Genomic DNA, 11832 nt, shown 5'->3' with positions numbered 1-11832 from the left:
TTGGTCATCTCTCTGGTTCCTTTACCGGCATTATCGCCGGATCAGGCCCAGAGCTCTCCACTTATCGGACTGTCTGAATTTCCGCCGCCACCTCTCCGTAGTTGAAACTGCCGCCTTGCAGGCCGTCGCCATGCGAGATTTCGATGGAATCGACCCGGGCCTGGTCCAGCGCGCGGGCGATCGTGCGGACCTGCTGCACGCTGTACTGGTGGCGGATGGCGTGGCTGCCATCGCGCAGCGTCACGTCGGAGATGTAGATCTTGCGGGTTGCGGGGTTATTCATGAATCGCTCCTCAGGCCGCCACTGGCGCCAGCATGCGCGCGGCCATCTGCTCGCCGGTGCGCAGCGCGGCGCTGGTCATGATGTCCAGGTTGCCGGCGTAGGCCGGCAGGTAGTGGGCCGCGCCCTCGACTTCCAGGAACACCGAGGATTTCAGTCCGCTCATGCGCTCGCCAGCACCGGGAATCCGGATGGGCCGGTCGGGCGCGATCGTGTCGAACTGCACCCGCTGCTTCAGCCGGTAGCCCGGCACATAGGCCTGCACCATGTCTTCGACCGAGGCTTCGATAGCCGCCTCGGACGCTGCCTCGCTCAGCAGGTACACCGTGTCGCGCATGATCATCGGAGGCTCGGCCGGGTTCATCACGATGATCGCCTTGCTAATGGCGCAGACCCCGCGCCAATCCTCGCTCTGCGGGCAGGCACGAACCGTCACTTTCTGCACTGAAATCAAAGGGACCCCAAGGTGGAAGCCGAGGTCGCCTTCGTGGTTGGCCGCGACCTGGCCTCGGCCCGGCCCAGCTACGGCGAGTTCCTGGGCTCCATCGCCTACGCGCTGCCGGCCCTGGAGATCGTGGACAGCGCCATCGCGGGACTGGAAGATCAGCCTGGTCGACACGGTCGCGGACAACACCTCCTGCGGCCTGTACGTGCTGGGCGACCAGCCGGCGGAAACGGGCAGCCTGCCGCTCGGCGAAATCGGCATGACGATGACGAAGAACGGGCAAACGGTCTCAGTGGGCACCGGTGCCGCGTGCCTGGGCCATCCGCTGCGAGCAGCCTACTGGCTGGCCCTCACGATGGCGAAGCGCAGCCAGGGCCTGCGCGCGGGCCAGGTCATCCTGTCCGGAGCGCTGGGCCCGATGGTGCCGGTGGCGGCCGGCGATGTGGTGCAAGCGCAGATCGGCGCGCTGGGCAGCGTGAGCTGCCGACTGGCCTGAAGGGATGACGATGACACGCAAGCTCAAAGCCGCCATCATCGGCAGCGGAAATATCGGCACGGACCTGATGATCAAAATGCTGCGGCACGGGCAGCATGTGGAACTGGCCGCCATGGCCGGCGTTGACACGGCACTGATCGAAACCCATTGGGACAACCTGGTGCATCTGGCTGCGTCGGTGATGTCGGGCCATGCCAGCGCGGTGGCGGCGCTGGCCAGGTTCGGGTCGGCGGCCAGGGGAGACCCGATCTACGATGCCGGTGTGCAGCTGGGCAAGCTGCTCAGGACGGCCTTCCTGGCGGACTACTTCGTCAACGCCGGCTTCCGCAGGGAGCTGCGCCGGGTTCTCAACCGGGGCGAGGCGGTGAACGCGCTCAAGCGCGCCATCTACACCGGCCGTGTTGGGCCGGCCCAGGCCCGCCGATGCGACGAGATGCAGGCGGTGGCCGACGCCTTGAGCCTGCTGGCCAACATCGTGATGGCGTGGAACACGGCGCCGATGCAGTCGGTGCTGGATCGTTGGGCCAACAGGCGCCAGATCGTGCCGCCGGAGCTGACTGGGCGCATCGCGCCGACCCGCCTTGAGGGCATCAACCTGCGAGGTGTCTGCCGCTTCCCACTGGAGCGCTACGCGGGGCAGATCCTGCCGTCGCAAACTGCGGCGAAAACAAGCACCAGCGGCTGAAATCAACCCAACATTGGTGCGGGTTGCAGCCTGATTGGAGGACCAACAGAAACCCATTGTCTGGCAAGAACTTGCGCGTGACGAACCGCCAGAACCCGCGCCAACGCTCATCGGTCGAACCGTCACTTTTTGCACTGAAATCAAGGAGACCCCACCTTGGGCTGCATCAGCCGGGCCGCCGGCACGTCCTGCCCGCTCAGGAACTCCATGTCGTCGAACAGGACGCCGAAGTCCGGCTGGTCCACGCTCAACTGTTGCTGCACGGCTTTGGACGTCAGGCCGACCTTCAGGCCGACGATGCGTGCCCCCTGCGCAATCCGGTGGCGCGTGTTGAGCTCGGCCACCGCGTAGGCGGCCTCCAGGCCGGCAATGCCATGGCTGGCGGAGATCGGCGGGATCGGCTGGCGGTCCGCGCGAGCGCGACGCAGCTCCAGTGCGGCTGCGTTGATGTCGGAATCATTCATGGTGGGCATGTCTCTCTCTCGCGTTATTGCTGGAAGGGATGGGGTGGATCTGTCAGGCGGGCATCGGCGAAACCGCAGGCGAGGCCGGGGCGCCGGCGGGCGCGCGGTCCGCGGCACTGATGAAGCTGTCGGCGTGGAAGTGCTCGGCGGGCAGTCCGCACTGCGCCACGAAGTCGCGCCGCGCCGACTCCACCACCACGGGCGCACCGCAGGCATAGACCTCGTGGCCCGACAGGTCAGTCCTCCATCACAGCGCGGTGGACAAACCCGGTGCGGCCGGTCCAGCCGTCGTCCGGGACCGGTTCCGACAGGACCGGCACGTAGCGCAGGCCCGGCATCGCCAGCTCGGCTTGCACGGCCCAGTCGTGCAGGTAGAGGTCCGCGCTGCGGCGGCCGCCCCAGTACAGCATGGCCGGCCGGTCGTCCCCCAGGTCCTGCATTCGTTGCAGGATGGCCCGGATGGGAGCGAAGCCCGTGCCGCTGGCCAGCAGGACAATGGGACGCCGGCTGTCTTCGCGCAGGTGGAAGCTGCCCAGCGGCCCTTCCATGCGCAGGACGTCGCGCTCCTTGAGGCTTGCGAACACGTGGTCCGTGAACTGGCCGCCCGGCATGTGGCGCAGGTGCAGCTCGATCATGGGAGGGCTGCCCAGCCTCTGCGGCGCGGTGGCCATGCTGTAGCTGCGGCGGGCGCCGTCGCGCAGGATCAGGTCCACATACTGTCCGGCCCGGTAGGGGAATTCCTGGTTGGACGGCAACTGCATGCGCAACACCATCACGTCGGGCGCGGCACGCCGCAGGTCCGCCACGCGGATGGGCATTTTGCGCAGCGCCTGCGCGGCGGGTTCTACGCTGCGCGCCTCCAGCAGGCAGTCGGTCAGAGGCTGCGCCACGCAAGGACGAAGCCTTCCTGCGCCTCGCCATCCGTCAGCGCCGAGGGGCGATGCGCGCGGTGCTCGACCTGTCCTTCGATCAGCCGGCTCTTGCAGCAACCGCATGAGCCATCGCGACAGCTGTATGCCATGCCGACGCCCTGGCGCATCGCCGCGGCGAGGATGGCCTCGCCCTGCCCGACCTCGAGACATTGCCCGCGGGCTGGAGCGTGATGCGGCGCGTCATCAGGGCCGCCATCCGGGCTTGATGCCGCGGTGGGTGCCGCTCAGCCCGCGGTTGGGCGTGACCGGCAACGCGAACCCCTGGTTGAATCCAGCCTTGCGCACGATGCAGAATTTCAGCCGCCAGCCGGCCTCGATCGCCAGCAGGCCGGCCAGCGCGCCGGCCTCGGCGGCGATGCCCGGCAACAGCAGGCCCGCCAATAGCAGCGCGGCCGGTGCCGCGTGGCCGAAACGCACGACATGGGGCGTCACCTGCGCGATCGCCTTCAGGGCGTCTTCCGGCACGTTCGACTTGACGCTTTGTCGGTACGCCTCCCAGTTGACGAAGCGCAGGGCAAGCAGCACGGCGAACAGCCAGAGCTGTGCGCTGCCCGCGACGGCCGTGCCGCCCGAAGCCAGGTAGTGCAGCGCCAGCAGCGCTCCGGCTCCTTCGGCCAGCCCGGTGGAGGCCAGCAGTGGCACCGAGGTGGCGATGCGCCACGCCGGGATGCCCTTGCTCGCGTGCAGCATTCGCGCCTGGCAGTACAGGAAGCCCAACGCGAACGCGGCGGTGCACAGCAGCAAGCCTCGCTCGCCGGTCCAGGCGGCCAGGACGCCGAAGCCAAACAGCGGCATGGCCACCAAGGCTTCACGCGTCATCCAGGAGGTGCGCGCATGCCGGAATACGTTGAGGAATCGCAGTTGGCGACCCAGTTCGGTCCAGACCATGGCCAGGCCCGCGGCGATCAGCGCCAGGCCCGCCAGCACGATGATGCGATCCACCGTCCCGCCGCTGCTGGCGTGGGCGGCGGCCAGGACCAGCAAGCCGCTGCCGCTCCCGCCACAGATGAAGTTTCCGGCCGCGCGCCAATCCCAATGCGCCTGCAGCCAAGGTGCGATACCTTTCATGCCTTGTTCTCGTAGAGGTAGTAGAAGCTGGGTTTGGTCTCGAGCTCTTCGTGCATGCGGAAGCTCTCGTTTTCGGCCAGCAGGGTGGAGACGTTGCTCTTGGGGTCTTCGATGTCGCCGAAGTGCAGCGCGTCGGCGATGCACGAATTGACGCAGGCCGGCGTGGCATCCGGGTGGATGCCGGGGGTCAGCCCGTTCTCCAGGCCGTAGTCGACACGGTCGGAGCAGAACGTGCACTTCTGGGCGACGCCCAGGCGCGCGGGGTCGTTGCGCAACTGTTCGTTGGGCGTGGGGTCGCCGAACGCGAACAATGGCTTCTCCAACTTGTGGCGGGCCTGGTAGGGGCAGGCCACCATGCAGTAGCTGCAGCCGATGCAGATGTCATAGTCGATCGTGACGATACCGTCCGGCCGCTGCCGCGTTGCGGTGGAAGGGCAAACCTCCATGCAGGGCGGATCGGCGCAATGCATGCAGCCCACCGGCATGAAGGTGCGCTGCACGTCGGGATACTCGCCGGTTTCGATGTCCAGAACCTTGCGCCACTGGATCATGGGCGGCGTGTCGTTGGTGTGCTTGCACGAAGCGGTGCAGGTCTGGCAGCCCACGCAGCGGCGCAGGTCGGCGATCATGGTCCAGCGCGTCATGCCGGGCCTCCCACGCGGCGCACGGAAACGCGCACCAGGTCCGCGCCGGAGCCGGTGTTGTCGGTGGTTTCCATCAGCATCGGGACCAGTGAGTTCATGCTCGGCACCTTGAAGTCCTTGGCCACAGGGGTCTTCCAGTGGCCGAATTGGCCGATCATGAGCACGGTGTCGGGCCGGATGCCCTGGCGCACCACGGCATGGCCCTGGGTGGCGCCGATCGGCGAACGGATCTCGATCAGGTCGCCGTCTTCGATGCCCAGCTGGCGCGCGGTGCGGGCATTCAAGATCACCCCGCCGTGGCCCGCCACGTTGTCGGCCACTTCCTTGATCAGCTGGATGCCGGAGTTGGCGCCCCAGGCGTACTGCATGCTGCGCGACGTGAGCAGCCAGAAGGGGTAGTCCGCGATGGCTATGTCGAAGCTCGATTCGTAGGCCTTCTCCCAGATACCCGGAATGTCGTGCCACGCAGGCAACGCCGAGTACTCGGCCAGCTGCTTGTCCCACCAGGCTATGCCCTTCTCATGCAGGCGGTTGCCCAACTCGATGCCGATGCGCATCAGCCGTTCCTGGTAGGGCAGTTCGAAGCGCAGGCCCTTGGCCACCATGGTCGGGTACAGATACCAGTTGGTTCGCGGGTATTCGCTCACGCGCAGGCCGTGCTCCAGGTAGTAGTCCAGGCCGTCGGAGGCGGCGCCGGCGGTCACCTCGAACGACGCGGCGCGGCACACGTGGTCCCAGATCTCTTCCTTCGAATGCTCGGCCGACTCGTCAAGCGCGAAGTTGTACTCCTTGGTGCGCAGGGGAATCCCCGTGAGGCCGTTGTTGATGGCCGTGTTGTAGCCCTTGAGCACTCCCGTGCGCTTGGCCAGTTCGGTGGCGATCCAGGTGAAATCGCGCACACCCGAGGCCGGCTCTACCACCGGGCGGCGAAGTGAGTAGCCGCGGTGCGCCCAGAAGGCCTCGATGTACTTGGTGCCTCCGATGGGCAGCAGCTGCATGCTCTCCAGGTCCGTGCATTCCGGCAGCAGCAGGTCCGCCATGTGGTTGGTCTCGTCATCCGTGAAGGCGAAGCACACGGTGAAGGGGAATCGCGCCGCGACTTCCTCCACCTTGCCGACCTGCCAGAACGAGATGACCGGATTGGCGCGGTAGACGAACCAGACGTCGGGCAGGGTCATGGGCGGGAACCCCTGCAGGTCGCCCTGGTCCAGCGTCATCCAGGACAGGTGGCCGGGGCCCGATCCCATGAAGCGCGGCGAATTGCCGGCCAGCGGCACCAGGGTGCGCGCGGCATCGCGTTTTGTTGGACTGGAAATCCAGTTTTCCTTGTCGGTCGGATTCAGCGGATAGTCCATGAAACCGTCGGGACCGGGATGCACGCTCAGGTTGCGATTCTTCGGGTGCTCGTTGATCTGCACCGACGTGCCCAGCGTGCCGCCTGGTACTTCAAGCGCGCCCACCAGGCAAGCCAGCACGGTGCGTCCCCAGCAGCTTTCGTAGCCGCCCCAGCCGTTGTTCACGGTCTTGCCCAGGAAGATCGCCACCGGGCGAAAGGGCAGGGGCTTGCCGTCGATCTCGATCATTTCGCCGATGCGGGCATGCGCGAGATAGTCCAGCGCGATCTTCCGGATCGATGCGGCCGGCACGTCGCAGATGGCCGCGGCCCATTCCGGCGTGTAGGTCTTGACATGGTCCACCAGGGATTGGAACGCCGTGCGGCACACGGCGCCCTGGTGCACCCAGCGCTCTCCATCGGCGCCGAACTCGACGCCGTCGAGTGTGAATTCGCCGTCCAGCGCCGGGTCGATGCCGGGCGTGTCGTGCGGTACCGCGGCCGCGTGCGCGCGGTCCCACACCAGGGGCTTGTCGGTGGCCGGGTCGCGCAGGTAAAAGCCGTTGGGCGCTATCAGGTAGGGCGATCCGGTGCGCTCCTTCAGGAAGGGCAGGTCCAGCCGGTCGCGCGATGATTCGTGCAGCAGCACGTGGATCATCGCGAACATGAAGGCCGGGTCGGTCTTGGGCTTGATCGGCACCCATTCGGAGGAACTCGCGCCGGTGACCGAGAGATGCGGCTCGATCTGGACCCGGATCATGCCCCGGGTGCGCGCGTCGGCATGTCGCTTGACGCTGCACACGCCGCCCGACGCGTCCATGTTGTGGCCGAAGGACAGCAGGTAATTGCACAGCGGCGTGTCGGGCGCCACGGTGAAGCCGCGGTGCCAGAACTCGCCGTACATGTGCTCGGAGTGCGCGCACTTCACGCCCGGGCCGCTGCCCATGCTGACGTCGGTGGCGCCCCAGGCGGCGAAGAAAGCCGGCATGGTGCCGAGGTAGAATTTGGACGTGGGTCCGCCGCCAAACGTGGTGGCCACGCGCGGGTAGCCCGACGTGTCCAGCGCACCCTTGGCCGCCGCGGCGTTCATCTTCTCCGCGACCATGTCGAGCGCCTCTTCCCAGGAGATTTCGCGCCAGCCCGGTTCCTCGTGGCGGCCCTTCTTCGGATTGGTGCGAACCATCGGCGTCTTCACGCGGTTGGGGTGGTAGACCTTCTGGATCAAGCCATAGGCCTTGACGCAGACCTTGCCGCCGCCGGGATGCACCTCGGCGCTTTCGAAATGTGGCCGGACCTCGGTGGCCACGCCGTCCTCGACTCGGACGTTGAGCATCTCGGGGCCGGCGTTGCACTGGTAACAGGTGGTCGGCAGAGTGCGGACTTGTACGTTGGGTCGGCTTCGCATGGAGAACTTCCTTGAGTGAACGAGATGGCGGATCAGAGTGCCGTGAGTTCCGCTGCCAGGCGCGCCGGCATGCTGATGAACGGTGAGTGTCCGGCTTCCAATGTGACGGTCTTGCGCATCGGCCACTTGGCTGCAAACTGGCGCTGCCGCGCGAGCGAGATCGCGTTGTCCAGCGCGCAATGGATGTACACCTTGGCGACCGATCCGAAGTTCGCGGCGGTCAGACGCAGCGGCTGGCCGGCAGGCCCCGCAGGCTCCGGCACTAGTCTCTTCATCATGGCCTGCGCGTCCTGGTCGCTGCAGTCGTTGTAGAAGGCCAGCTTTACTTCCGCGGGTTTGGAGACATCGATGCGGGTCTGCAGCGGGATGCGCGTCGCGGGGCGGAAATCCACAAGCAGGACAGGTGAAACCTTCTGCCCAGGGTCGGCCCCGGTCAAGTTTCGATGTGCTTCGCCATCGGCGGCGACGAAGGCCGACAGGAATGCCAGGGTGCGAACCTTCTTGGGCCGCGACTCGGCGGCCTGCGATGCGGCCAATCCGCCGGAACTGGGGGCCACCAGGATCACGGGCGACGCTTGGGCATCGAGGGCCTGCACCACCCGGTCCGTGTAGCTGGAAAGCGTGCTGCTCTCGACCGGAGCACGGCCGCCCGTGGGCGTGCCCTGCAGGTCCACCACGCTAACCTCGTGGCCGGCATCGCGCAGGACAGCGGCCAGTTTGTCCCAGCACCACGGCCCATGCCACGCCCCGTGAACCAGCACGATCGCGGGCCGCTTCTGCGCCTGCGTCGCGGCGCAGCCGCCCAGCGCGCCCAGTGCGGTCGCGGCCGCAAATAGCCGCCAGCGATTCTCTGCGCGTCACTTTCACATGTCTCCTCGTTTCCTTCTGTCTCGCAGTCTTGGGGCTGGGGAGTGATTTCCCCTAGTCCCGATCGCGTTGACACATTAAGTTTGGCGCGCGTTACGCTGGATGTCAAGCCGTTCTGTTCAATAGAACGTTTTCAACCAAGGAGACACATGAAATTCCGTGGGCAATCCACCAGACGTTCGCATAGCCCATGTCCGCGACCTTGTCGCGGCGAACAGGCGCACCTTGACGTTGGTGCCCCGCAGCGCCGCGTTGACTTCCTCCACATCGTGATCGGCATGATCGCCCCGCCCATCGGGCTCAACGTCTTCGTCGTCAAAAGCATGACTCCCGACGTCACGCTCAAGACCATCTACACCGGCGTCATGCCATTCGTCGCGGCCCAGGTCGTGCTGGTGGGCATGCTGATCGGCAGTCCCGCCCTCGCGACGTGGTTGCCCCACGCGCTGGGTATGAAGTAACCAGATAAGGAAAACGAACATGATGGATACCGCGTCGAACGAACGCCTGACCCGGGTCGGCCCCGGCACACCAGGCGGTGAACTGCTGCGCCGCTATTGGCAGCCGCTGTGCCCGGCCGGCGAAATCACCCCGGAAAACCCCAAGAAGCGGATGCGCATCCTGGGTGAGGACCTTCTGGTGTTCCGCGACGGCCAGGGCCAGCTGGCCTGTGTCGAGGAGCATTGCAAGCACCGCGGCGTCTCGCTGTACTACGGCTTCATCGAGGAGTGTGGCCTGCGCTGCTGCTACCACGGCTGGCTCTACGGCTCCGACGGACGTTGCCTGGAGCAGCCGTTCGAGCCTGCCAAGAGCACGCTCAAGGACGAGATCCGACTCAAGTCGTACCCGGTGCGTGAACTCGGTGGACTGCTGTTCACCTACATGGGCCCATTCCCCGACAAGGCGCCGCTGCCGCCGCGCTGGGACGTTCTGGTGCGCGAGGACGGCGCCCGCAGGATCAATGTGTATCCGGTGCATCACTGCAACTGGCTCCAGATCCAGGAGAACACGGCCGATTCCACCCACACCTTCTACCTGCATGGCGTGATGGACCGCAAGCTGGGGTTCAAGCACCCGTTCGCGGCTTAGAAGTTATCCGTAAATAGTACACTCTCGTCCTGAGCCGTAGTTCGCGCGGCGTCGGGACGAATGCATGGCGACACGCAAGCGAGTCGAATCGTGGGTGGTGACCGATGAATTTTGGCGGCGCGTGGAGCCGCTGATTCCGGTGCGCGAGCGCAGCGCGGACAAGGAGTACGTGCGCAAGGCCGGAGCGGGGCCCCGCCCAAGCCGGCACGACAAGTGTTCGAGGCGGTCGTGTACGTGTTGCGCACGGGCTGCCAATGGAAAGCGCTGCCCAAGGAGCGCTTTGGCAGCGCCAGCGCCGTGCACAAGCGATTCCTGGAATGGGAGGCCGCGGGCGTGTTCGAGGCCATCTGGAAAGCCGGACTTGCCGAGTACGACCAGATGGAGGGGATCGCCTGGCGATGGCAGAGCATCGACGGGGCCATGTTCAAGGCTCCATTGGCGCAAGAGGCGGTCGGACGCAACCCGACCGATCGGGAAAAAAAAGGGGAGCAAGCGTCACCTGCTGGTGGACGGCCGTGGCGTCCCGTTGTCGCTCGTCGTGACCGGGGCCAATGAGCATGACGTGACGCAACTCGATGCGGTGCTGCAGGCCATCGTGGTCAAACGCAAGACGCCCAGCACGCGGCGCAGCAAGCACTTGTGCGCCGATGCCGGTTACCGAGGTCGGCCTGCTTTGGAGATCATCGAGTCGCACGGCTACATTCCTCACGTCGTTGGTCGTGGCAAGGAGGCCGATGCCAAGCGGCGCGACCCGACCAAGAAGGCGCGGCGCTGGGTGGTGGAGGTCTGCCACAGCTGGTTCAATCGCTTTCGCAAGCTGCTGGTGCGATACGAGAAGCTCGAACGCAGCTTCCTCGCGCTCAACCACATCGCCGCTGCCATCATCGCGTTCCGCAAAGTGACGCTCAAGGTAAACATAATTTACGGATAGGTTCTAAGTTTCCTTGGAAATCTTGATGCTCGGGAACTTCGAGGAAAAGTCCTTGGCCTTGGCCGCGATCTTGATCGCCACCTGCCGCGCGACCGCCTTGTAGATGCCCGCGACTTCGCCGTCCGGATCGGCCACGACCGTGGGCTTGCCGCTGTCGACCTGCAGCCGGATCTTGATGTCCAGCGGCAGGGCGCCCAGGTAATCCATGCCGTACTGCTCGGCCATCCGCTTGCCGCCGCCTTCGCCGAAGATGTGCTCGGCGTGGCCGCATTGGCTGCATATGTGCACCGCCATGTTCTCGACGATGCCCAGGATCGGCACTCCCACCTTCTCGAACATCTTGATGCCCTTCTTGGCGTCGAGCAGCGCGATGTCCTGCGGTGTGGTGACGATCACCGCGCCCGTCATCGGAACGCGCTGCGACAGCGTGAGCTGGATGTCGCCGGTGCCGGGCGGCAAGTCGACGATCAGGTAATCGAGGTCCCCCCAGTTGGTCTGGCGCAGCAGTTGTTCCAATGCCTGCGTCGCCATCGGGCCGCGCCAGATCATCGCTTCGTCCTGGTTCACCAGGAAGCCGATGGACATCACTTCGACGCCGTAGTTCTCCAAAGGCTCCATGGTCTTGCCGTCGCTGGATTCGGGCCGGCCTTGGATGCCCATCATCATTGGCTGGCTCGGACCGTAGATGTCGGCGTCGAGCAAGCCGACGGCGGCGCCCTCCGCGGCGAGCGCGAGCGCCAGGTTCACTGCCGTCGTGCTCTTGCCCACGCCGCCCTTGCCGGACGCCACGGCGACGATGTTCTTCACGTTCGGCAGCAGCGCAACGCCGCGCTGCGCGGCGTGCGCCACTATCTTGCTGGAGATATTCACCGAAACGTTCTGCACGCCCGGCACGCCTTTGGCCGCCGCGATCAACGCAGTGCGCAAGCCGGGGATCTGGCTTTTGGCGGGATAGCCGAGTTCGACGTCGAAAGCGACGTCGCCCTCATTGACCTGAAGATTCTTCAGCGCCTTGGTGCTAACGAAGTCCTTGCCGGTGTTGGGGTCGACGACGCCGGCGAGCGCCTGTTGCAATTGTTCGGTTGTGGCTGGCATGGAGAGGTGGCTCCGGTTGTTTGGACAGTATTTTGAGATTTTAAGTGGAACGCTCCGGGCACATCATGCTGCCGTTTTAATCGCAGGCAGCATCGCGA

General features: G+C 65.7%; 9 protein-coding genes and 5 pseudogenes. 5 read left to right on the top strand and 9 right to left on the bottom strand.

The window, feature by feature from the left end; all coding sequences use genetic code 11:
• Positions 1-94 precede the first annotated feature (94 nt).
• Positions 95-283: pseudogene (locus ABD104_RS29865) on the bottom strand (4-hydroxy-2-oxovalerate aldolase); the annotation flags it as partial.
• 10 nt (positions 284-293) lie between these two features.
• Positions 294-677: pseudogene (locus tag ABD104_RS29860) on the bottom strand (acetaldehyde dehydrogenase); the annotation flags it as partial.
• A 253-nt stretch (positions 678-930) separates the two neighbouring features.
• Between ABD104_RS29860 and ABD104_RS29855 the strand changes: the two are divergent.
• Complete coding sequence (locus ABD104_RS29855; RefSeq protein ID WP_343928855.1) at positions 931-1221, top strand: fumarylacetoacetate hydrolase family protein; 291 nt, start codon at positions 931-933, stop codon at positions 1219-1221.
• A 100-nt stretch (positions 1222-1321) separates the two neighbouring features.
• Positions 1322-1906: pseudogene (locus ABD104_RS29850) on the top strand (Tn3 family transposase); the annotation flags it as partial.
• Between the two features lie 140 nt (positions 1907-2046).
• Here the strand turns inward: ABD104_RS29850 and ABD104_RS29845 are convergent.
• The 6 genes and pseudogenes from ABD104_RS29845 to ABD104_RS29820 form a co-directional block, all read right to left on the bottom strand.
• Positions 2047-2379 carry a 2-keto-4-pentenoate hydratase gene (locus tag ABD104_RS29845; protein ID WP_343928853.1) on the bottom strand — a complete coding sequence of 111 codons (333 nt, stop codon included), beginning with the start codon at positions 2377-2379 and terminating at the stop codon, positions 2047-2049.
• Between the two features lie 43 nt (positions 2380-2422).
• A pseudogene (locus ABD104_RS29840) lies at positions 2423-3486 on the bottom strand (CDP-6-deoxy-delta-3,4-glucoseen reductase).
• Positions 3486-4370, bottom strand: coding sequence for a hypothetical protein (locus tag ABD104_RS29835; RefSeq protein WP_343928852.1), 885 nt, complete (start codon positions 4368-4370; stop codon positions 3486-3488). The pseudogene ABD104_RS29840 and the gene ABD104_RS29835 overlap by 1 nt, the downstream one beginning before the upstream one ends.
• Positions 4367-5014, bottom strand: a complete 648-nt coding sequence (locus ABD104_RS29830; protein WP_343928851.1) for a 4Fe-4S dicluster domain-containing protein — start codon at positions 5012-5014, stop codon at positions 4367-4369. The genes ABD104_RS29835 and ABD104_RS29830 overlap by 4 nt, the downstream gene beginning before the upstream one ends.
• Complete coding sequence (locus tag ABD104_RS29825; RefSeq protein ID WP_343928850.1) at positions 5011-7752, bottom strand: molybdopterin-dependent oxidoreductase; 2742 nt, start codon at positions 7750-7752, stop codon at positions 5011-5013. Before ABD104_RS29825 ends, ABD104_RS29830 begins: the two co-directional genes overlap by 4 nt.
• Before the next feature lie 32 nt (positions 7753-7784).
• Entirely contained in the window at positions 7785-8558 is a 774-nt protein-coding gene (locus ABD104_RS29820; protein WP_343928856.1) for an alpha/beta fold hydrolase, read from the bottom strand.
• Between the two features lie 210 nt (positions 8559-8768).
• Between ABD104_RS29820 and ABD104_RS29815 the strand changes: the two genes are divergently transcribed.
• From ABD104_RS29815 to ABD104_RS29805, 3 genes and pseudogenes are all read left to right on the top strand, one after another.
• Positions 8769-9080 carry a TRAP transporter large permease subunit gene (locus ABD104_RS29815; protein ID WP_343928849.1) on the top strand — a complete coding sequence of 104 codons (312 nt, stop codon included), beginning with the start codon at positions 8769-8771 and terminating at the stop codon, positions 9078-9080.
• Positions 9081-9099: 19 nt separating this feature from the next.
• Positions 9100-9708, top strand: a complete 609-nt coding sequence (locus ABD104_RS29810; protein ID WP_343928848.1) for a Rieske 2Fe-2S domain-containing protein — start codon at positions 9100-9102, stop codon at positions 9706-9708.
• 64 nt (positions 9709-9772) lie between these two features.
• Positions 9773-10639: pseudogene (locus ABD104_RS29805) on the top strand (IS5 family transposase).
• A gap of 3 nt (positions 10640-10642) precedes the next feature.
• On the opposite strand, the gene apbC reads toward ABD104_RS29805, so the two are convergent.
• The gene (gene apbC / locus ABD104_RS29800) at positions 10643-11734 is read right to left on the bottom strand and encodes an iron-sulfur cluster carrier protein ApbC (protein WP_343928847.1); all 1092 of its coding nucleotides are present in this window, start codon (positions 11732-11734) and stop codon (positions 10643-10645) included.
• Positions 11735-11832 lie beyond the last annotated feature (98 nt).

Source organism: Pigmentiphaga daeguensis, assembly GCF_039523035.1.
In the GTDB taxonomy this organism is placed as follows: Bacteria; Pseudomonadota; Gammaproteobacteria; order Burkholderiales; family Burkholderiaceae_B; genus Pigmentiphaga; species Pigmentiphaga daeguensis.
Note: the sequence above shows the minus strand (reverse complement) of the source record. Positions and strands in the feature narration are given on the sequence as shown.